Below are 21,328 nucleotides of genomic sequence, written 5' to 3'. Positions count from 1 at the left end.
AATATTTTGCAAATTCAAAATAAATTATAACTTTGTAATTCAAAGTTCTTTTTATGGATTCAAAAAACTATCACGAAGATTTGTCTCATATCCGTTCTATGATGGAGCGCTCTTCCCGATTTATTTCTTTGAGTGGACTCTCAGGAGTTGTGGCGGGTGTAGCAGCACTTTTAGGTGCCGGATATGCTTATTTTGCCATGGAAAGTGAAAAAATGGAGTACGTTAACGGAGGTAGACTTCATTTTACAACCGCATTGGTTCAGGAATTAATTATTACTGGGTTAATAGTTTTGGTGGTTGCTGTTTTTAGTGGATATATTTTTACAGCCAATAAAAGTAAAAAGAAAGGATTAAAGATTTGGGATGCTACTACCAAGCGACTTTTAACTACCTTTGCAGTCCCGTTAGCAGCGGGTGGAATCTTTTGTGCAGCCCTTATTTGGCATCATTTAGTAGTATGGGTAGCTCCTACAACTTTGATCTTCTATGGGCTGGGTCTGATAAGTGCAGAAAGGTATACTTTACCAGATGTAAAATACCTGGGGTATTGTGAAGTAACTCTTGGGCTCTTCTCTCTGTTTTTTCTAGGATGGGGATTGTTTTTTTGGGCTATTGGCTTCGGTGTTCTGCATATTGTTTATGGACTTATTATGCATAAAAAATATAAATAAAAATTAACTTTGCAGATTCTTAGGTGCTATTCTTTACAAGCATTGACCTATATCTGCAACCTATTATCTATTATGATCAAAATCAGTCAACTCAATAAAGAATTTGAAAGTCGTGTAAGACTGGGCATTATGTCTGTTCTTATGGTCAACGACTGGGTTGATTTCTCTGAAATGAAAGGATTGTTAGAGATTACAGACGGAAATCTTGCCAGTCATAGTAACGCCTTGGAAAAAGTGGGGTATATTGAAGTAAAAAAAGAATTTGTAGGGAAGAAGCCTAAGACCTCTTATCGAGTCACACAAAACGGAAGACAGGCTTTTACCGATCATTTGGATGCCCTGGAAAAATTATTAGGACGATAGTTCTATATTTTTTTGAATTTTCACTTTGTAATTCAAAGTTCTTTGTTTTAAAATAAACTAATTATTATATATTATGAAAGACCGGGAAATTATCAATCTAAGTAAATCAATATTTGGAATATGCCTCACCATCGGAAGCATTTGCCTTTTAGGAGGATTGTTTAAGAATGAATCATTTGCAGTCGCTGGCTACCTATTGCTTCTTTTTGCTGCCCCACTCAATTTATTATTTGTATTAATTTTTTTGACCTGTGGACTTGTCAACAGATCCAGATTAAAAATTTTTGTAAAATCAATAGGTATCCTTTCCATCAATATTCCAATTGCCGTGCTGTATACTGTAATTGGCCTTTATCTCTTTTCTGATGGACACTGGTAATGTTTCTGTTATGAATAGATTAGAATATTATTTTAAAAATACATAATACTATGAAAAAAATACGCGTTCAGTTTCTGCTTTTTGTATACGATAAAACTCAAAAACTTTACAGAAAATACTTTAAAAAGAAAAAAAGGCAGTGGCAGTTTAATGAAAGACAGCTGCTGGAGTTCCAGGAAGATTCGTTAGGGCGGAAATTAGGAGAGTTCTATCATAAACATGGATTTTCAATGATTCCCAAAATGGAAAACCATGATGTCCATCATCTAATCACTGGCTGTGGAACCAATTTCGAGGATGAAATTGCCATGCAATACCTTTTACTGGGAAACGGAAAGCTCAATGCCCATTTGCTGGCGGCTATTGTACTGGGAACGCTTATTCTTCCCGAATATATCAAAATATATGTCAAAGCTTATAGGAAAGGACAGACAATGAAAGCTTTTCATAAATGGGATTTCGAGGGTTTACTTTGGCAGAATTTTGAGCACCTGAAAGATTTTATCCAACAGAAAGATGCCGTTGTTTTACATTAAAGTTATTGATATGGAAAATATAAAGTTTAGTTATACCGGAAAATATACATTTATTATTTCTTTCCTTTTAGGGACCTTTCTGCTTATCCTTCTGCTGATAACAAGATGGGACTTTCTTTTGATGCTAGGGTTTATTTATGTGATTGCTGCCATCATTGTAAATGTAATAATTTTCCTATTAGAGCTTATTGAATACTTAACGGAAATATCTGCGAAAATAACATCCAGAAACTCCATGTTTCTCCTGATAGCTAATATTCCCATTGCTTTTATATACTTTCTGATAGTCATCAATTTTTGTTAACACAACTCGAATTTCTAGTACAGATTTTTTAATCTATTCTTTTTTAGCTTTTTATCTCTTATTCTAACTTCTAAATCTTAATGTCATGAAAACACATCATTATATATTTTTAACAACAGCCCTGTTTGTCGTTCTATTTTACGATCAGGATATGGGGCTGAATTTTGGAATCCTCGGAATTCTATATGCAATTCTGAACTTCTTTAAAACACCGGAAAAAAACAAAACCAGGATATTTTATATCCTTACCGTGGCAAGTGTACTTTCGGGGATTGCATTTGCGTGGTATGGAGACTTTGCGTCATTTCTGGCTGTTGCAAGTTCGCTTCTTTTGCTGGCTTACAAATCAAGAAACAGGAAGGTGAAGATCCTTTTTCTGATTCCTGTTTTTATTACCAACTGCTGTACCTCAATTTGTAGAATCTTTATGCTTGATAAATGGCTGCCTCAAAGAAATGTTCCGGGAATGTGGCAGAAAATGATGGCCTTTGTACTCATTCCGTTAGTTTTTATTTCCATTTTCTTTGGAATTTATGCCGCAGGAAGTGATCATTTTGCAGCGCTTTTTACAGATTATGAACTGGATCTCAATCTTTGGCAGGTTTTCTGTCTTTCCGTTTTAGGCTTTTTTATTGCTTTTAACTTCTGGAATTTTGCAGTTGAAAAACTGATCTATAAAAACCATCATTTTTTGGATAATGATTTTCAGAAAAGTGATCAGATTCCTAAATCAACCTATTCGTTTCTTGATCTGGCCGCAGAAAGAACGAGTGGCGTAATATCCTTCTTTTGTCTGAATATTTTGTTGGTATTCTTTATTATTACCTATAATTATGAACAGTTTTATGAAGTTTCAAAAACACCGGTTCAGCTTTCGGAAGAAACCCATGAGCGTGTCAATGCAGTGATTATGTCTATTGTGATGGCTATTCTGGTAATTATGTTTTACTTTAAATCTGGTTTCAATTTTGACCCTAAAGCAAAAATGCTGAAAATTTTAGCAAAAGTCTGGATTGTTTTAAATGCAATACTTATCCTCTCTGCTGCTGTCAAAAACTACGAATATATTGTCAACTATGCCTTTACTTATAAAAGACTAGGTGTTTTTGCTTTCCTTCTTTTATCTCTGATCGGACTTTCTTTAACCTTTATTAAAATCCAAAGACAAAAAAGAAACGCATTCCTGTTCAATACCATGGCTTGGTATCTTTATGGAACCATTTTGATTTGCAGCTACATCAATTGGGGTGGTTTTATTACTTCTCAGAATATTACCCGTAAAAACTTTGATTTAAATTACCATTCCGCATCGGTTAATTTTAATGAAGAAAGCCTGATGAAATATGCAGATGAAAAAAATAATCTAAAGCTTAAAAAAGATCTTCAGAACAAAATTAAAATAGAAAAATCGAAATCATTTCTTTCTAAAATCATTTATTATGAAACTACTAAATAATAAACACACACGATGAAAAAGTTTATAAGATCTCCGAGATTTAAAATGAATGCATTGTTGGTACTTATGACCTTGTTCTGTTTCAGTCTTTCTCTCTTCAGGTATTATATTAGTGAGACGAAAGTGTTTTTCTTTCTGAACTGGAACCTGTTCCTGGCATGGATCCCTTTGTTTCTGAGTACTTTTTTATTGACATTTAATATTAAAAGTAAAATATCCATTGCCGTAATTATTATAGTCTGGATTCTATTTTTTCCCAATTCACCCTATATACTAACTGATTTGTTTCATTTGAAAGCAAGAAATACGATTCCGATCTGGTATGATCTGATCGTAATACTTTCTTATGCCTGGACAGGGCTGATCTGTGGTTTTTTAAGTCTTAATGATATTGAAAAACTCTTATCGGGCTATAGTAAGCAAAGAATTATCAATGGTATTGTTGTCCTCTTTCTTTTTATAAGCAGTTTTGGAGTATATCTGGGAAGATTTCTGAGATGGAACAGTTGGGATGTTCTGAACAATCCTTTTGGATTATTTAATGATATTGTTGTACGGTTGATCTATCCACTCGAATATACAAAAACCTGGGGCGTAACCCTTTTAATGGGAATTATGCTCAATTTTATGTATTTCACGTTTAAGCTTATTAGAAATAATAATGAAAAGCTTTTGGAGCCTGAAAATACAGTTCGTTAAAAAGATTTGGAACAATTTTAGCATTTAAAAAGGACTGATTAACCAGGATTGTGTTGAAAATAGAGCTAAAGACTTTATGAAAAGATAGGTAAGCGTTAACAATATCCTTCTGTAGGCACATCCTTAAATTTAATTATTATGAAAAAAAGCTTATTGTTAATTCCATTGATCATTATTTCATGTAAAAAAGATCCGGCTGTGGCAGATGTATCTCAAAAGGATTCAACTATTATAACAGAAATGCCAGACTCTACCTATAAAGCAGATTCTGTAGCTCTAATAAAAAAAGATTCAATCATTAACAATGCCCCTGCTACCAAGGAGGTTTTACGTAAAGGTGTCATGAGAAATGTAAAAGAAGGTCAGATTGTAAGAACAGCAGATGCCTCCCAACTTCCTTTCACCTTGGGAGAAGAATTCAAAAGTGACGATCAGGAGTTGGTTTTAAAACTAACCCATTTTGAAAAATCAAATATCAAAGCAAAGATTTCAACCAAAGAAAAAGATTTTAATATCAGATTTAATCAGATCAAACTTCCCAATGGAGATTATGATGGTCCTTTTGGAAGAGAAATTACCTATGAAATTCCTGATAAAGGAGAAGTATGGCTGATTATCGGAAAAAGTAATATGGCTTCTGGAAACACGAAAGGGCATTTTACGGTAAGTATTGAGTAGCATCAATCAATTTGGTACAGTTTCTGCAAATTAACATCATAAGTTTAAATATAAAAATTATGAAAAATATAGTTCTAACAGCAATGGCCGCTTCAGCTGTACTTGTAAGTTGCGGAACCGTACAGTCGCTGGTTCAGAATACATTTCCCTATACAACGAATGTTTTAGTTTCCACAGGAGTACCTGCTGATAAAGAAGTTTCTTCAACAGCAACAGCAACTAATGTACAAACATGGTTTGGAGGAAATAATAATGCTCTGATAAAAGATGTAAGAATCTCTGACGCAAAAATTTCCGTAGCTTCTCCTTCAGGAGGAAACCTAAGCGCATTTAAAACGATTAAAATATATGTATCATCCAGTGGAACAGGGGAGAGGCTGATAGCATCCCGTTCTAATATATCTACCAATTCGTCCAGTATGAACCTGGATCTGAATGATACAGGTTTTCTGGATAGTATTGTAAAAAGTTCAGGACTTACCGTAAGAACAGTTTATGAATTGAAGAACCAGACTTCTTCAGATATGAACATAAAAGTAGCCCTTAATTTCAGCAGCGTTCCTGCGAAATAAGTTTTAAAGGGTAAGAATAAAAAAACTCCTTTCAATTGCTGAAAGGAGTTTTTATTTATATTAAAGTGAGTTTAAAATAACGTTTAGCCAATTATATGAGTAAAAGTAACTTCAAACCTCATTCTTCCTATAATTTAGTAAACTTTTCCACAACCCGTCTTGATCCTTCATTGATATTGATAATGTACTGACCGATAGGAAGTTCAGAAATAGTAATCTTTTCACCTGGAGAAACCGTGCTTTTTATCACTGATCTTCCATTCATATTGATGATTTCAATGTCCAGCCTTTTATCTTCAGCACTCTGAATGGCTATATAGCTGCTGGATGGATTAGGATAAATTTTCACTTCCAGAGCATGTAAAGCTTTAGATACGGATTTACCTTCCAATTGCAAAATGGCATTTTTTACATTCGGAAGTGGACCAATTTTTTTATTAACATCGGTTCCTCCCTGTGGAATACCAGTGGAAACCAAAAGATTCCTCATCGCTGCCGGACTTAAATTTTGGCCCGTAGTCTGACGATAAAAAGACTGGATAAGTACAGCGGCTGAGGCTACAGTAGGAGTAGCGGAACTTGTTCCACTGAAATAATTGTAAGTCCTGTTATTATCATTATCATACTTTGCATAGGAACCATATCCTGCAGCCAGAACGCTGCTTCCCCATCCTTGTACATCCACTCTGCTTCCATAAGTACTGAAGCTTTGTTTTGAATGGGTGGTATTAGGAGTTCCGGCTCCTACGATGATGGCTCCACTGTTTCCTCTTGCTCTGTAAGTTGCATAGAAAGGTTCATCAAGATCCTGGTTTCCATTTCCTGCTGCCGCAATGATGATAATTCCTGAATCTGTAGCAGCTTTTGTAAGATCCCATATCACACTATCATATTCAGCAGGACAATATTCACCGTTTTTCCCACCAGTCTGCATTTCATATAAGATAATATCTCCAGACTGAGATGCATTGATGGATCTGCTTACTGCTGAAGCTCTGTTGTATCCAACCGTTGTCCATTCCATATATCCTTTTATTTCTGAAGCATTATAAACAGCACCTGTAAGCCCGATATTATCTTTTACAGATCCTAGAATACTGACCACAGCTGTTCCATGATCCCGGTAATTATTTCCAGATAATCCTGAGTTGGGAGAATAGCCGGGTTCCAGTTGAATAGAATTTTGATTGCTAAGCATTTCATGGGTTTTGTAGAAGCCATATTCTACATCACGAATGCGAATGTTTTGTCCCGTAATTCCTCTCGACCAGGCATATTTTGCATTGATGCCCGGATTATCATTCAGGTAGGTTTGAAGGTTTTCCAGATCCGGAGTCGCTACAAACATATTGACCAAAGGAGGCTCAACAGGAGTACTACTCATTACGGATACATATTCTATTTCAGGAAATTTCTCAAGAACCTGAGTAAGCCTTTGAAAAGAATCGCCATCCTGAACAGGGATATTTGCCTTAAATATCCTTTTCAGTTTTTGAACAGACTCACCAGAATTTCCGTTCTGTCTGCTGCTGGCCATCATTTCATTAATTTTTTCATTGCTAAATCCCAGATCATAAGTAAATGATATTTTATTTTCGCGGGCAAATCTTTCCAGTTCCGGATTTTTACTTAGGGCGTCTTTTTCTGAAGTGATACCTTTTGAAAAGCATACATAGATAATATCGTTTTGCGGAGCACTGCGACCTAAGGGAGATTGTGCAAATGAAAGGAAGAAACAGAATACAAATAGGGTAAAGAGTTTGATTTTTGTTTTCATATTATTTTTATTAAATGATTGTGAATCGGTTTGGATAATGTCAAAAATAATAATAAAATGAAAACAAATCACGTTTTTGTGAATTTATTTTTCAATGAACAGGTTTCGCCTTTGTGTAAAGGATTTTTATTCGGTAAAACAAAGGTTGAATTTTACTCAAACCAGTTTTCGTTGACTTTATGATAAAAAATCTGTTTTTTATTCGTGATTTGATATTCGATACCAATACTGTCTTTATTGGCCATAATGAGCTTTGCCCTTTGAATGTTTTCTTTTTTGTCATCAACAGGAAGATCAATCGAAGAGCACTGAAAAACCTTTTCTAAAACTTCATTATAAGGTATTCTGCTGATTTGCTTTTCAACAATTCCTTCCCGTCTGTAAATAGTTACCTGTGGGTTATATAAAACATTGGGACGGTTTCTGTCAATGCGATAGTGATCATCAAGTTGAATTCTCTGGTAGCTGCCAATAGTAGAAAAATAATTGACGATTCCGAAAAACGGGATCATCATAGGCAGAATACTCAGAATAATTGCTCCTACTAAAAGTCCAAAATATACCTTGACTGCTTTTTTCTTCCAAAGTTTAATGATGATAAAGACTGTCATGGCCAGCCAGAGCCAGCCAATAATTTTATCAGAATAATATCCGGCGTAGCTGTACTTGTTGAGATTTAAAATAATCTCACTCAGGAGGATTAAAGTCACAACAAGATAAGCGATGACTATATTTTTGTTCTTCATGCAGGTTTTAACTATCAACTTTTTGTAATTGAATCCATAACGATGGTTACAGGTCCATCATTGATTAATGAGACTTTCATATCTGCCCCGAAAATGCCGCTTTCAGTCTTCAATCCGGATTTTACCATTTCTTCTTTAAAATAATCAAATAACGGAACAGCTTGATCAGGCTTGGCAGCTTTGATGAAAGAAGGACGATTTCCTTTTTTATAATCTGCAATAAGGGTAAACTGGCTGATGCACAGGATCTCTCCGGAAATATCTTTTACCGAAAGATTGAGTTTGTCATCTTCATCACCAAAGATTCTGAGATTCAATATTTTCTGAACCAGCCAATCTGCATCTGCTTTTTCATCATTTTCATCAATGCCTACCAACAGCATGAGTCCTTTTCCTATTTCTCCAACGATTTTTCCCTCTACTTTTACATGGGCTTCAGAGACTCTTTGTATAACAATCTTCATTTCTTATTTTAATAGTAAATAGTTAAAGTTTTGCTTGCGGGATCATAATTATAAGTGGTATAGGTTTTAGGAGGTAGAGAGGTTTTCGCTCCATCCAATGGTTGACCTGTTCTTAACATCCATTTGGTGCCGTCTTTGGGACATAAAATAGCAAGATTATCTTTAGTGACCTCGAGGGTTGTATCATTATCAGGGCATAAATGAGGTGCGTTGCGATCATAAATCTTGAATGCATTTCCAACGCGGACAATGATTAATCCTCTTGTTCCAGATTGTTGTTCATTAACATAAATCCAACCGTCATCATAATTTAAAGCGTTATATGCGGGAAGGTTTAAATTTAAAGTAACATTGATTGGATTGCTCGGAAAGCAGTTCACAGTATCTTCTCTACTTCCGCATGAGTTAATGGATAAATTGCTGAAAATCAATAAAATGAAAATAGATAATATCGAAAAAGTTTTTTTCATTTCAATTTAAATTTTTATATATTTGTAAAAATTAAACGATTATAACACGTAAAACATTGTCCGACAAATGTCGGATTATTTTTTTATACTAAAACTAAATTTTGAAAATTATGGCAAGCTATGTAACAAAGGAGGGCCTTGAGAAAATGAAAGCTGAGCTGGAACAGTTGGAAACTGTGGAAAGACCAAAAATTACTCAGCAGATCGCAGAAGCTAGAGACAAAGGTGATTTGTCTGAAAATGCAGAATATGATGCGGCTAAAGAGGCTCAGGGAATGCTTGAAATGAGAATTTCTAAGCTAAAAGATGTTATCTCAACTTCTAAAATTATAGACGAAAGCCAATTAGATACTTCAAAAGTTTCTATCTTAACTACAGTGAAGCTTAAGAATAATGCAACGAAGCAGGAGCAGGTATTTACATTGGTGCCGGATAACGAAAGCGACCTTAAATCAGGAAAGATTTCTGTAAACACTCCGATTGCTAAAGGATTACTAGGTAAAGTTAAAGGCGAAACCGCTGAAATTACTTTACCCAACGGAAACAAACTTTCTTTTGAAGTATTAGACATTTCTCTATAGTCTGATACACCCTTTCATTTCTAAACTTCCAGTATTTAATCTCTAACTTTTATAAAAATGAGCACTATATTCACAAAAATCATCAATGGCGAAATTCCCTCTTATAAAATTGCCGAGGATGAAAACTTTATTGCATTCCTCGACGCGATGCCTTTGGTGAAAGGACACACGTTAGTAGTTCCAAAAAAAGAAGTGGATTTGATTTTTGATCTTGAAAGTGAAGAATACAAAAACCTTTGGGGATTTGCCCAAGAGGTAGCCAAGAAGATCAAAACTGCAATTCCATGTGTAAGAGTAGGAGTAGCGGTTGTAGGACTTGAAGTTCCCCATGCTCACATTCATCTTATTCCTTTAAACAAGATGGAAGACATGAACTTCAGAAATGAAAGACTAAAATTAACGAACGAAGAATATACAGAGATTCAAAACTCAATTATTAATTCTTAAAACACAGAAAATCGTAAAAAAGTAATTTTTTACGATTTTCTTTAACATATACATATATTATATAATATGAATCCAAACCAATGTTCTTTCTGCGGAAGAAAAAGAAATGAAGTACAGATGTTAATTTCTGGGCAGAACGGTTTTATTTGTGAAAATTGTATAGAGCAGGCACATGTAATTGTGAAAGACAGTGCTTCCAAAGCAGAATATTCACCAGCAGACAATATGGAAGATCTTAAAAAGCCAAAAGAAATCAAAGTATTTCTGGATCAATATGTCATAGGGCAAGATCAGGCAAAAAAGCAGCTTTCTATTGCGGTGTATAACCATTATAAAAGATTGCTTCACGCTCAGGACGAAAACAGAGACGTAGAGCTTGAAAAATCCAATATCATCATGATAGGGGAGACAGGAACAGGAAAAACCTTACTGGCTAAAACCATTGCAAGAGAACTTAATGTTCCCTTCTGTATTGTGGATGCTACAATCCTAACAGAAGCAGGATATGTAGGAGAAGATGTAGAGAGTATCCTTTCAAGGTTATTGATGGTTGCAGACTATGATGTTGAAAAAGCAGAAAAAGGAATTGTTTTTATTGATGAGATTGATAAGATTGCAAGAAAATCAGACAATCCAAGTATTACAAGAGATGTATCCGGAGAAGGGGTACAGCAGGGGTTATTGAAGCTGTTAGAAGGTAGTATTGTAAACGTGCCACCACAAGGAGGAAGAAAGCATCCTGATCAAAAGTACATTCAGGTGAATACCCAGAATATTCTGTTCATTGCCGGTGGAGCCTTTGACGGGATTAAAGAAATCATCGAAAGAAGAATGAATAAGCAGGCTATTGGTTTCAGTTCCGAAAAAATCAATAAAACTGATGAAGATGAATATGTATTAACAAACATTAATGCCATCGATTTACGTTCTTTTGGATTAATTCCCGAACTTTTAGGAAGGTTTCCAATCATCACTTACCTCGATAAACTCTCAAAAGAGACATTGGTAAGAATTATGAAAGAGCCAAAAAATTCAATTGTAAATCAATTTGTGGAACTTTTCAAAATGGATGGCACGGATTTGGTAATTACAGACGGTGCAATCGAAAAAATTGTTGAGGAAACCATTGAAAAAGGACTAGGAGCGAGAGGTCTTAGAGGTACTACTGAAAAGGTTTTGGAAGACTATATGTTTTCAATCGGAGAGGAGAAAAAGATTGTATTAACGGAAGATAATATTTTGATTAATAGATAAAAAAGTTTTTTTTTTAAAGAAAAAAATAATACCTTTGCGGGTGAAGATTGTATTAACACACAAATAATTTATACAATGAGAAAAAGTTTATTTGCTATAGGTCTTTTAGCAATCAGTTATTCTGTTCAGGCGCAGATATTATGTCATGTTGACACTGGTGCTAATATGTATGTGAGCGAAGGCACCCTAGTGTATAGTGGTGGAGGTGTACAGACAAAAGACAATGGTGTTTTGGATGTACACGGAAATGTAATGGTCGTAGGATCAGGTACAGACACTTTTAAAACGATTACTACCAGTGGTTCAGATAAAACTGACGGTGGAAATATCATTTTAAGAATGAATACACCTGCTACGTATGCGACTTCTACGTATGGTCAGTTGTACATTGATGGATTATCCCAATCCAATATTACTGGTATTGTAAGTAAAGAGTATAGAACAACCAGTCACGGAGGTTCTACAACTCCTAGTTATTATCAGCAAGTTGCTTTGCCTTTCTCTGGCAAGGTATTAAGTACATTATCTACAGAAATTGGTAAAACTTTCGATACAGGAAGATACAGCAATCCTGTCCTTAAATGGGATAATACGAATGCTGTAGCCAATAATTTCACCAGTCTGGCAACTGCAACAAGTGATCCTTCCGGATACTACATGTTAAAGGTTACCAATCAGGATTGGAATGCAAGTGCTCCTACAACAGGTAATGTATTCACGATTAACGGAAAGCCTTATGCTCCTCTTGCTGGTGCTGTTACCCTTCAAAATGCAGCAGCTAATGTAGCTTTTGGTGCAGGAGGAAATAATAACAACGCTTACAACGAGAAGTATAACACTTATCTGGATGACAGTTTTGAGTGGACAACTTCTGCATGGCAGGGAACGTTTGGTAAAAACTGGTATCAATTCGGGAACCCGTTCCTAACGAATATTGATTTATCCAAAATAGGCTACACTGAAGGACCTAACGGAGATGGAAATGCCGTGAAGAATATCTGGGGTGTTGAATATAATCCAGGTACAGTAAACACACTGCCAAGTGGTTCTACCTATGCAACCAATAACAAAGTGGTAACTTTCATGGCTACTGGTGATGGAGTTGCTCCTGCTGTTGGAGATGTTGACTTGGTAGTAATTAAGCCTATGCAGTCATTCAAAATAAAGTTAAGAGATAATTCTCTTCAGACTTTAAACTTTAATACCTTAAGAAGGTTTAATGGAACTGCAAGAGCAGCCGGAACTCCATATGATGTATCTGCTGCTAAAAATACAAATAGTATTAATAGTTCTGTAAAACAGCTTGGTGTTATTGGTCTTGATGCGAATAAGAATGAAATTTCAAGAACCTATTACGTAGTTTCTAATTCATCAACTACAGGACACCAAACCTCTATTGCAACCACAGTACAGGCTTCTGCTGGTAAGAATATCATTGGTACTTTTGAAGAAGACGTTAATGGAGGTTATGACAATAACAATCTTGGTTATTGGTTATACATTAACGAAGCTAATGAAAATGATTTTAAAGGGAAGAATGTTAAATTGGTAAACTATTATCAGGATAAAGTTCAATTCTATAAATTTGAAGTAAGAGAAAACGCAGAATTAATTCCTGCTGGATCTCACCAATTATCTTCAGGTATCGGATTTTACTATAAAGCTGAAAATGGAAATGTAATACCAGCCAAACAAGGAGATATTATTCCTGTAACAAACGAAGAAGCGAACCTATATTACGGAGAACCTGCTAAGGGTACTCTAGCTGTTAAAGAGAAGAATACATCACCATCAAGAACATTGGTGGTTTATGATCCTTCAATTACAAATTATATTGTAAGATTTGATCCAAATTGGAAGAAAGCTGATATTGAAGTGTATGATATGAGCGGTAAACTAGTTATTTCTAAGAAAGCTGTTGATACTTCTAGAGATTTTGTAATCGAGCTTAATAACTCTATTAAAAACTCTTATGTTGTAAAAATTGTCTCAGATAAGGGAGAAACTGTTAACACAAAAATCTTAAAATAAATAATATGAAAACTATTAATAAGCTAGTATCCGCATTTTTTCTTTTTGCATTAGCATTAGTGCAAGCTGCTCCGCCAATTCCTGGAGGAGGAGGTGGTGGTGGTAATGGTACAGGTGCCCCATCTTCACCCATTGATATGTATGTATACGTATTGGGTATTGTAGCAGTCGCTCTGATTGTTTACTTTACAAAAAAGTACAAGAACGTTAAAGTATAAAATTTTATTAAAATAATATTAAACTCTCTGATTAATCAGAGAGTTTTTTTTATTTTTACTCTATGAAAAAGATTTATACACTATCTGCGGTTTTAGCTGCATTTGCATTGCAGGCTCAGTTTACAGTTACAATTCAGACACCGGCAGATTTTAAAGATCAGGATGCTATTCTATATACACTAAACGGTTCAAAAGATATCATTGTTACCAAAGAACAAAGCAAGAACAATACATGGACGTTTAAATATCCAAATAATTATATGGGGATGATGAAGATTTACTTCCCTACAACAAACAATACCGTAAGTTTCATTTCTGAAAACAAGAATGTAAATATCAAACTAGACATTCAGAACAATAAGGTGAAGGATGTTACTTATCTTGACGAGGCTAATGAGCTAATGAGCAAACAACAGGAAGGCTCTCAAAAGAAAGAACTTATTCTTCCTGCTTTAACTCAGATTAAAGAGTATTATAAAGATAATACAGATTTTGGAAAAGCGCTGAAAACAGAGATTGACAGGCTTGCGGGTACATCTTCTTCCATAGATGCTGCCAAACATCCGTTTATAACGTATTACAATACCAATTATAGCAAGTTCATTGGAAACTCATCAGAGGGTAATAAAAAGGTTGATCAGGAAGAAATTATCAATTTCCTGGATAAGTCTAATGATATGCTTGAAAGCTCATCGCTATTGAGACCTATATTAGTATCTTATTTGAACTCCGGAGGAAATACTAATGTTGCGGGCTCTGTAGATAAGCTTTTAGACCGTTTAAAGGTAGAAACTCCAAGAGGGCAGACTGTATTATCAGAACTTATCGATATTTTTGATGTTTATCAGATGGATGAGTTTAAGAATAAATATCTTGGCTTAGCTAAAAACCTTAAATGTACTATTAATGATAGGTTGGCTTCTACGTTAAAATCCAATGCGAATGTAGAAATGGGAGCCGTATTTCCTAATTATAAGTTCCAATCGGCAACTAATACGACTGCAAAATCAATTCACGATGTAAAGGCCGATAAGAAGGTCATTGTATTCTGGTCATCTACATGTTCACACTGTGAAACCGAACTTCCAAAACTATTGGAAAAGTATAATGATTTAAAAGCAAAAAATATTCAGGTTATTGCTCTGTCTTTAGACGTGGACAAAAATTCATATTCCAAAAAGATCGCTGCTTTTCCATGGATCAATGATTCGGAATTGAGAGGATGGAACAGTAGTTATGTAGATATGTACAATGTTCATGCAACTCCGACATATTTTATTTTAGATGCTAACAACAAGATAATCAATAAACCAGATCATGTTGGGAATGTTTTAGAATATTTTATGCTAAAATAATTTTGGAGGTAAAGAATATTTTTCTATATTTGCACCACCAAAACGGCGAGGTAGCTCAGTTGGTTAGAGCGCAGGATTCATAACCCTGAGGTCACGGGTTCAATTCCCGTCTTCGCTACAAAAACCGCAATCATTAATTAATGGTTGCGGTTTTCATTTTTATACAGTATACTTTATTTTTCCAGAATAGTTTTTTGCATTACGGTAATTCTTTCCGGCTTAGACATTATAAACTGGTTATTTTAATTCTTAAAAACCAAATTATGTAGATCAACAGGATATCATACCCATAAGTTTGGTAAAAAGCATACAGCTGATTTTACTTTGATCTTTACGTATAATTATTATTAAAATTTTCATATTCATTTTTAATTGCCTGATACTTTCTGCTTTTGTAGTATAATAGGATGTTTTTTTGTTTTTGAAATACTAAGAACTTCAGTTAAGATCATAAATACTTCGGTAAACCCTTATTATTGTTGCATTTTTCCTCTTATTTTCTTTTTGACGGGTAAATATCATAATTGAATTAATAAGCTAAAAATGGGCATGAAAAAGCCGTTTCCATAATTTGAGAAACGGCATGTTTTATTTGTTGAAAAGCTTTTATCAGGCTTGATATCCTAATAGCTTTCTGATTTGATAGAAAAATCTTTCAATAAGTCTCAGATCTTCAGTTACAATTTCTGCACTTCCTCTAAGTTCTTTATCAAATTTCAGATTTTTATTATAGCTTGTTTTTAATCCTTTTGGTAAAATCACATCTACATAATAATTTCCTTTATCATCAGGAATCAGGGATATATTCTGAACTTTTCCTTCTACAATCCCATATTCCTGGAAGCGGTAGTTATCCAATTTGATTAATACTTTCTCTCCTGGGTGAATCTTTCCGGAGTTTGCCGTAGGAACAGACATTCTACCTACTAATTTCTCTTTATTCTTAGGAAGGATAGATACAATAGCTTCTCCTGCTTTTACGAACTGATTTTCACCGAAAAACTGCTGGAAGCTGGCTACACCATCTGTAGATGAAATAACAAGATAATTTTGTTCCCAAAGTTTTAGCGCTTTTCTTAATTGTTCAAAAAGCTGTAAGGTTTGTGAAGAATAATTGATTTTATCTTTTTCTGTATTAATTACTGTTCCGCTTTTGGTTTTATTAAGGTTGGAAATCCCTTCTTCAGCCTGTGAAATAGAAATATTGATATTTTCAAGGTTCTGTTGAGCCTGAAGATATTTGATTTTTTCACTCTCAAGTTCCATGGCAGAGATTACTCCCTGATTGAACAGCTCCTGAGACCGCTGAAAATTCTTTCTGGTAAGATCGTATTTGGCTGATTCCAGACTTTTCTGTTGTTTTAAAGTAGAAATCCTTGCTCTAGACTCGGAAAGACTTAGATTGGTAGCCAAATTTTCCGGAGCATAAGGCTGTAGTCTTGTAAAAAGTTCTTCGTCCTGAAAAGCTTTTGCAAAGCTGTTGTATTCTCCCTGCAGTTCACCCAGTTTATATCTTGAAGTCTGGGCGATAGGAAAGGAGCTAAGCTGATTAGGAGACGTAGAGTCTACCAATTTTTTTAATGCTATTACATCTTTATAATTGGCGGCAGACAGCATTACCATCAGTACGTCATTTTTCTTTACTTCCTGATGGTCTTTAATGAATATTTTCTCAATCTTTGAATTGATCCTCGCTTCTAATTTTTCCGGAGGATTTTGAGAAGTTACGATAATGGGGGCCGGTACAAATTCCGGATATTTTATAATGTAACTCATTATAAAAATGAGCAGAATAATTATGAATATAAGCGTGTTTCCCCAACGGATCATCCAATTAGGCGGCTGGGTAAGGATATCCTGTACACTTTCTGAGCGGAGTTCAATATTGTCTAAAACGTCTTCTTTCATTGTTTCTGAGGTAAAATTTCCCCCAATATTTCAGGGGGAATATAATTTAAATACGTGGGCAAGTCCCGTCATACCATGATGGTGGTGAAGTATCTGCGTCTGGTGGACATGCAATATGATGCATACGACATGGCATCCAGCTACCCAGACACCATGATCCGCAACAATTATCATCCGGAATTACTACACCTCCACTGACAAAAACTAAATCTTTTCTGGAAAGTTTTTTTAGATTTTTCATAATTAATAGATGTTTATAATTTCCTACTCTATAAGCTTTTCGGATTCCGCTGTATGTTGATTCTCTTTGGTTAATTTCCTAATTCAAGCTGATTTCTTACCAATCGGTAATATTCACCGCGTAGATCTACCAATTCAGCATGGCTGCCTTCTTCTACAACTTTTCCTCTGTCCAGTACAATAATCTTATCGGCATGTTTTACAGTAGAAAGTCTGTGGGCAATCACTACTGCTGTCTTGCCTTTAAAGAACTGTTCAAGGTTTTCCATAATAATCTTCTCATTATTGGCATCCAATGCGGAAGTAGCTTCATCAAATAAAATGTATTCAGGGGATTTATAAACGGCCCTTGCAATGAAAAGTCTTTGCTTCTGTCCTCCACTTACTCCAACACCTTCATTTCCGATCTTTGTATTATAACTAAGTGGTAATCCTTCAACAAACTCTTTGATATTGGCTATTTCTACTGCACGTCTTAATTTCTTTTTGTCGATATGATCTTCACCAACAGCGATGTTATTGGCAATCGTATCATTAAATACATATCCTTCCTGCATTACAACTCCGCAATGATCTCTCCAGAATCGTGGTGAAATATTCTTAAGGGCGGTATTCCCGATTTTAATATCTCCTTGGTCTGGCTCATAAAACTTCATCAGAAGCTTCAATAGGGTAGTTTTTCCACTTCCACTGGCTCCAACAATTGCTGTCGTTTTCTGATAGGGAATAGTAAGGCTCAGGTTTTCAAAAACCGGGACATCAGATCCGATGTATCTGAATGACATATCGGAAATCTCTATATCCCTTTGAGGAATTTCCATAGCATATTGCTCATCCTTACTTTCTTCATCTTCTTTATCGTGAATTTCCCCTAATCTTTCAAGGGAGATCTTAGCATCCTGCGTTTGTTTAATAAAATCAATAAGCTGGAGAAGCGGGCTGTTCAACTGTCCAATGATATATTGTACAGAAAGCATCATCCCTAAGGTTAAGTTTCCGCTCAATACTAATTTTGCAGAGAGGAAGCTTACCAGAATATCTTTCATCTGATTAATGAAGTTTCCTCCTACAGATTGCCATTGCTCTAAAGACAATGATTTTATTCTGATTTTAAATAGTTTTACCTGAAGGAATTCCCAATCCCATCTTTTTTGCTTTTCAGCATTATGCATTTTTATTTCCTGCATTCCGTTGATAAGCTCAATGACCTTACTTTGTTCCTGAGAAACCTGGGAAAATCTTTTGTAATCAAGTTCTTTTCTCTTTTTCAGGAAGAAACTGATCCATCCGATATATGCTACGGCACCTACAAGATAAACAATGAATAGTCTGTAATCGTAAAGTAAAAGGACAATACTGAAGATAATCAGGTTGACCAATGAAAACAGGGTATTTAATGAAGAGCTGGTAAGGAGTTGTTCTATTCTGTGGTGGTCATTGATTCTTTGCATGATATCTCCGGTCATTCTGGTATCAAAAAAGCTGATAGGGAGCTTCATAAGTTTGATAAAGAAATCGGAAATAATCGAAATATTAATTCTGGCAGAAAGATGGAGAAGAATCCAGCTTCTGATCGTCTCAATACCCATTCTTCCAAAGAATAGCATAATCTGCGCAAGCAGGACAAGATAGATAAAGTTAATATCCTGATTCTGTATCCCGACATCTACAATACTCTGGGTAAGAAACGGGAAAACCAGAGATAATAAACTTCCTGCAAGAAGTCCTACAGCCAGTTGAAGAACAAGTGACTTGTATTTAAAGAGATATTTGGAAAGGAATGAAAAACTGGCTTTACTTTCTTCATTGTCAAATTCGGTTTGAAAGAATGCCGGTGTTGTTTCCAGAATAAGGGCTATTCCTTCCTCAGTATTTTCGTTGGCATTTTCTCCGATCCAGGATTTGATGAATTCCTCCTGATTGTAGGTAATGAGTCCGTAGCTGGGATCAGAGATGTATATCTTATTATTTTTATCAACCTTATAAACAACTACAAAGTGGTTTTTGTTCCAGTGTACAACACATGGAAGCGGAACTTCTTCTACGAGGGTTTTAAAGTCGACCTGAACTCCTAATGAACGGAATCCAAGATTCTCTGCTGCATCACTCAATCCTAGAAGGCTGCTTCCTTCACGGGTAGTTTCAGAAAGGGCCCGGATTTGTTGCAGGGATATACTTTTACCGTAATATTTACTTACAATTCTAAGACATGTAGGTCCACAGTCTTTAGTGTCTGGTTGTTTATAAAAAGGAAATTTCTTCAAAACTAATAATCATTATAAAATGTCGTCATATTCTGACGACATTTTTACTTTATTCAATATTATAACTCAATGAAATGATGAACTAGTAATAGCACCATTTGTTACATGCATTTATAGCTCCCTCCTTAGGTGGATTGGTTTTGGATTCACAATAGCTCGCTTCATACTGAATTCTTGCACATTCCTGAGTAATACCACCTTTCAGGATTCTTAGGCCTTCTCTTGAAAGTTTTTTTAGATTTTTCATAATAAATAGTTTTTGGTTTTCCTACTCTTTATAGCTTTTCGGATACCGCTTTTATTTTTCCTAAGATAGGGAATTTTGAATCACGAGGTATGATTAAATTTCTTCGTCTTCTATTAATTCATCAACAAAGAACAGAATATCTTCTCTGTCATATTTTTCCGGAAACTGATAGCCGTTAATCACGAGAATAGGAGTGAAGTTAAGTCCTGCATTACTGTTTTCTACGGACATTTGAACTAATGGATTCAGGTTTTCTGATGTAACAACTCCTCCAGATAAAATGTTGACTTTGTTTTCATCTCTTGTTTCGAACCATTCTTCAACCGCATGTAAGAATTCTTTTTCCGACTTATTGTTGTAAATGTGGGTTAGATCTGAGATCAATGCATTGTATTTTTCATTAGATCTTTCAGGGGTATAATTGAATCTCATTTGTAAAGAAACATCATCCGGATATTTCTTTAAAAGACTTTCTGCCAGTTTATGACCATCTTTACAGAAACCACAATAAGGATTAGAAATAATGGAAATACGAAGCCTTGCATCTTTTTTCCCCACTGAAAATGTTTCAGTATCCTGAAATTCTATTTTGTCTCTTTCTAATAGCTGGCTTTTGAAAAGCTCATAGTTTCTTTTGAATCTAAGATTTTTAGCATTCGATTTTTGAAGTTCCTCTTTCTGTTCAAGAAGGGTGTTGGAATACATTACAGCTGAAAAGATGATTGCCCATAAAATAACTGTCAGTAAAAGAGCACCAATCCCAAAAGAAAGATTTTGGAAAAAGAAAGCACTAATAACTAATTGGCCTACCAGGATAGAGATGATTAACAGACAAACTCTACAAAATGTTTTTTCAACAAAAGCCTGGATATACAAAGAATAACCTATTGCCAGTATAGAGACGAAAGTAAATCCTTTTACGATATAAGCTGTAGCGGGTAAAAATAATCCTAATATGGCAAGCCCGGTAAAGTAAATCAGCGAAAAGTCTGAAAACTTTAATCCTAAAATACTGGTTTTATCTTGTTTAATAATTCTGTCACATGAATTAGCCGTTTGAGTAGCTGGAGCAGCTCCACAAATACTTCCAATTACACTGGAGGTGTTTCCAAATTTTTGATTAAATAATTCCAATGAAATATAAACACCGGCTAATGAAAGAAGATTAAAGATTGCTTCAAGTGGTCCTTGATATATAAATGAATAGATAAGAATCACTGCAAATACAGCATATAAAATAGGTTTGAAATTGAAAGCTACTTTATTTTCTGCATTTTCAGTCTTTTCAAACAGAAGAACAAAATCTGTAGAATTCTTGTAAAGCTCTTCTTTATCTAGTGTTTTTGCTTTTTCGGAATACACAGAATAATTACTTCCAGATTTTTTCACCAGTGAGAAGGAATTGTCAACAATGGCAATAAATTCTTCCGGAAGCTCGTCCCAATATTCTTTGTCAAGTTGATAGGCATCATTTTTTACTCCCAAAAAGTTTAGTGTATCACTGAACGCCAGTGCGGACGGATAGTTGGGGTGAGAGTTAAACTGGAAAATAAATTCCTGCTTATCAAGTTTTAGGTAGTTAATTAGTTTATCAAAAATCATATTAATATTTTCAACTAAAATACACAGATGTTTTAAATTAACAAAAGAATTTTTCTTTTATTAGTG

Annotated in this window: 24 protein-coding genes and 1 tRNA gene; 15 read left to right on the top strand and 10 right to left on the bottom strand. The window is 34.9% G+C overall.

Annotated features, from left to right (window positions below; all coding sequences use genetic code 11):
* Positions 1 to 53 precede the first annotated feature (53 nt).
* The 4 genes from EG344_RS08285 to EG344_RS08270 all read left to right on the top strand — a co-directional run bounded on the left by EG344_RS08285 (position 54) and on the right by EG344_RS08270 (position 1,949).
* Positions 54 to 671 (top strand): hypothetical protein, encoded by a 618-nt coding sequence (locus tag EG344_RS08285; protein ID WP_123909054.1) that lies wholly within the window; start codon positions 54 to 56, stop codon positions 669 to 671.
* A 72-nt stretch (positions 672 to 743) separates the two neighbouring features.
* Positions 744 to 1,034, top strand: a complete 291-nt coding sequence (locus EG344_RS08280; protein ID WP_123909053.1) for a winged helix-turn-helix domain-containing protein — start codon at positions 744 to 746, stop codon at positions 1,032 to 1,034.
* Between the two features lie 73 nt (positions 1,035 to 1,107).
* Complete coding sequence (locus EG344_RS08275; protein ID WP_123909052.1) at positions 1,108 to 1,413, top strand: hypothetical protein; 306 nt, start codon at positions 1,108 to 1,110, stop codon at positions 1,411 to 1,413.
* A gap of 50 nt (positions 1,414 to 1,463) precedes the next feature.
* Positions 1,464 to 1,949 carry a Coq4 family protein gene (locus EG344_RS08270; RefSeq protein ID WP_123909051.1) on the top strand — a complete coding sequence of 162 codons (486 nt, stop codon included), beginning with the start codon at positions 1,464 to 1,466 and terminating at the stop codon, positions 1,947 to 1,949.
* Between the two features lie 135 nt (positions 1,950 to 2,084).
* Here EG344_RS08270 and EG344_RS23865 read toward each other — a convergent pair whose 3' ends face one another.
* Positions 2,085 to 2,240, bottom strand: coding sequence for a hypothetical protein (locus EG344_RS23865; protein WP_164464408.1), 156 nt, complete (start codon positions 2,238 to 2,240; stop codon positions 2,085 to 2,087).
* Between the two features lie 98 nt (positions 2,241 to 2,338).
* Between EG344_RS23865 and EG344_RS08265 the strand changes: the two genes are divergently transcribed.
* The 4 genes from EG344_RS08265 (at position 2,339) to EG344_RS08250 (ending at position 5,658) form a co-directional block, all read left to right on the top strand.
* Entirely contained in the window at positions 2,339 to 3,709 is a 1,371-nt protein-coding gene (locus tag EG344_RS08265; RefSeq protein WP_123909050.1) for a DUF4173 domain-containing protein, read from the top strand.
* A 12-nt stretch (positions 3,710 to 3,721) separates the two neighbouring features.
* Complete coding sequence (locus tag EG344_RS08260) at positions 3,722 to 4,408, top strand: DUF1361 domain-containing protein (protein WP_123909049.1); 687 nt, start codon at positions 3,722 to 3,724, stop codon at positions 4,406 to 4,408.
* Between the two features lie 138 nt (positions 4,409 to 4,546).
* A complete protein-coding gene (locus tag EG344_RS08255; RefSeq protein ID WP_123909048.1) occupies positions 4,547 to 5,086 on the top strand; it encodes a hypothetical protein in 540 nt (179 codons plus the stop codon).
* A gap of 59 nt (positions 5,087 to 5,145) precedes the next feature.
* Positions 5,146 to 5,658, top strand: coding sequence for a hypothetical protein (locus EG344_RS08250; protein ID WP_123909047.1), 513 nt, complete (start codon positions 5,146 to 5,148; stop codon positions 5,656 to 5,658).
* 127 nt (positions 5,659 to 5,785) lie between these two features.
* On the opposite strand, the gene EG344_RS08245 is transcribed toward EG344_RS08250, so the two are convergent.
* The 4 genes from EG344_RS08245 to EG344_RS08230 all read right to left on the bottom strand — a co-directional run bounded on the left by EG344_RS08245 (position 5,786) and on the right by EG344_RS08230 (position 9,025).
* Positions 5,786 to 7,435 (bottom strand): S8 family peptidase, encoded by a 1,650-nt coding sequence (locus EG344_RS08245; RefSeq protein ID WP_123909046.1) that lies wholly within the window; start codon positions 7,433 to 7,435, stop codon positions 5,786 to 5,788.
* 152 nt (positions 7,436 to 7,587) lie between these two features.
* A complete protein-coding gene (locus EG344_RS08240) occupies positions 7,588 to 8,181 on the bottom strand; it encodes a hypothetical protein (RefSeq protein WP_123909045.1) in 594 nt (197 codons plus the stop codon).
* Between the two features lie 14 nt (positions 8,182 to 8,195).
* On the bottom strand, positions 8,196 to 8,645 hold the full coding sequence (gene dtd, locus EG344_RS08235) for a D-aminoacyl-tRNA deacylase (RefSeq protein ID WP_123909044.1): 450 nt from the start codon (positions 8,643 to 8,645) through the stop codon (positions 8,196 to 8,198).
* Between the two features lie 8 nt (positions 8,646 to 8,653).
* Complete coding sequence (locus EG344_RS08230; RefSeq protein WP_228412888.1) at positions 8,654 to 9,025, bottom strand: hypothetical protein; 372 nt, start codon at positions 9,023 to 9,025, stop codon at positions 8,654 to 8,656.
* A gap of 200 nt (positions 9,026 to 9,225) precedes the next feature.
* On the opposite strand from EG344_RS08230, the gene greA reads away from it, so the two are divergent.
* The 7 genes from greA to EG344_RS08195 all read left to right on the top strand — a co-directional run bounded on the left by greA (position 9,226) and on the right by EG344_RS08195 (position 15,119).
* The gene (greA, locus tag EG344_RS08225) at positions 9,226 to 9,696 is read left to right on the top strand and encodes a transcription elongation factor GreA (protein WP_068938932.1); all 471 of its coding nucleotides are present in this window, start codon (positions 9,226 to 9,228) and stop codon (positions 9,694 to 9,696) included.
* A 57-nt stretch (positions 9,697 to 9,753) separates the two neighbouring features.
* Positions 9,754 to 10,143: an HIT family protein gene (locus EG344_RS08220; protein ID WP_045492597.1), complete on the top strand. Its 390-nt coding sequence runs from the start codon at positions 9,754 to 9,756 to the stop codon at positions 10,141 to 10,143.
* A gap of 66 nt (positions 10,144 to 10,209) precedes the next feature.
* Positions 10,210 to 11,397 (top strand): ATP-dependent Clp protease ATP-binding subunit ClpX, encoded by a 1,188-nt coding sequence (gene clpX, locus EG344_RS08215; protein ID WP_123909042.1) that lies wholly within the window; start codon positions 10,210 to 10,212, stop codon positions 11,395 to 11,397.
* 75 nt (positions 11,398 to 11,472) lie between these two features.
* Complete coding sequence (locus EG344_RS08210) at positions 11,473 to 13,428, top strand: T9SS type A sorting domain-containing protein (protein WP_123909041.1); 1,956 nt, start codon at positions 11,473 to 11,475, stop codon at positions 13,426 to 13,428.
* 5 nt (positions 13,429 to 13,433) lie between these two features.
* Positions 13,434 to 13,646: a signal peptidase gene (locus EG344_RS08205; RefSeq protein WP_123909040.1), complete on the top strand. Its 213-nt coding sequence runs from the start codon at positions 13,434 to 13,436 to the stop codon at positions 13,644 to 13,646.
* A gap of 62 nt (positions 13,647 to 13,708) precedes the next feature.
* On the top strand, positions 13,709 to 15,001 hold the full coding sequence (locus EG344_RS08200) for a peroxiredoxin family protein (protein WP_123909039.1): 1,293 nt from the start codon (positions 13,709 to 13,711) through the stop codon (positions 14,999 to 15,001).
* Positions 15,002 to 15,045: 44 nt separating this feature from the next.
* Positions 15,046 to 15,119: transfer RNA gene (locus EG344_RS08195), tRNA-Met, on the top strand.
* Between the two features lie 491 nt (positions 15,120 to 15,610).
* Here the strand turns inward: EG344_RS08195 and EG344_RS08190 are convergent.
* The 5 genes from EG344_RS08190 to EG344_RS08175 all read right to left on the bottom strand — a co-directional run bounded on the left by EG344_RS08190 (position 15,611) and on the right by EG344_RS08175 (position 21,262).
* Positions 15,611 to 16,909 carry an HlyD family secretion protein gene (locus tag EG344_RS08190; protein ID WP_123909038.1) on the bottom strand — a complete coding sequence of 433 codons (1,299 nt, stop codon included), beginning with the start codon at positions 16,907 to 16,909 and terminating at the stop codon, positions 15,611 to 15,613.
* Between the two features lie 46 nt (positions 16,910 to 16,955).
* Positions 16,956 to 17,150 (bottom strand): bacteriocin-like protein, encoded by a 195-nt coding sequence (locus EG344_RS08185; protein ID WP_123909037.1) that lies wholly within the window; start codon positions 17,148 to 17,150, stop codon positions 16,956 to 16,958.
* Between the two features lie 70 nt (positions 17,151 to 17,220).
* On the bottom strand, positions 17,221 to 19,413 hold the full coding sequence (locus EG344_RS08180; protein WP_123909036.1) for a peptidase domain-containing ABC transporter: 2,193 nt from the start codon (positions 19,411 to 19,413) through the stop codon (positions 17,221 to 17,223).
* Between the two features lie 82 nt (positions 19,414 to 19,495).
* Positions 19,496 to 19,660 carry a bacteriocin-like protein gene (locus EG344_RS23860; protein ID WP_164464407.1) on the bottom strand — a complete coding sequence of 55 codons (165 nt, stop codon included), beginning with the start codon at positions 19,658 to 19,660 and terminating at the stop codon, positions 19,496 to 19,498.
* Positions 19,661 to 19,753: 93 nt separating this feature from the next.
* The gene (locus EG344_RS08175) at positions 19,754 to 21,262 is read right to left on the bottom strand and encodes a vitamin K epoxide reductase family protein (protein ID WP_123909035.1); all 1,509 of its coding nucleotides are present in this window, start codon (positions 21,260 to 21,262) and stop codon (positions 19,754 to 19,756) included.
* Positions 21,263 to 21,328 lie beyond the last annotated feature (66 nt).

This window comes from Chryseobacterium sp. G0162, assembly GCF_003815715.1.
GTDB lineage: Bacteria > Bacteroidota > Bacteroidia > Flavobacteriales > Weeksellaceae > Chryseobacterium.
The sequence above is the reverse complement of the archived record's forward strand: the minus strand, read 5'-3'. Positions and strand labels throughout refer to the sequence as shown.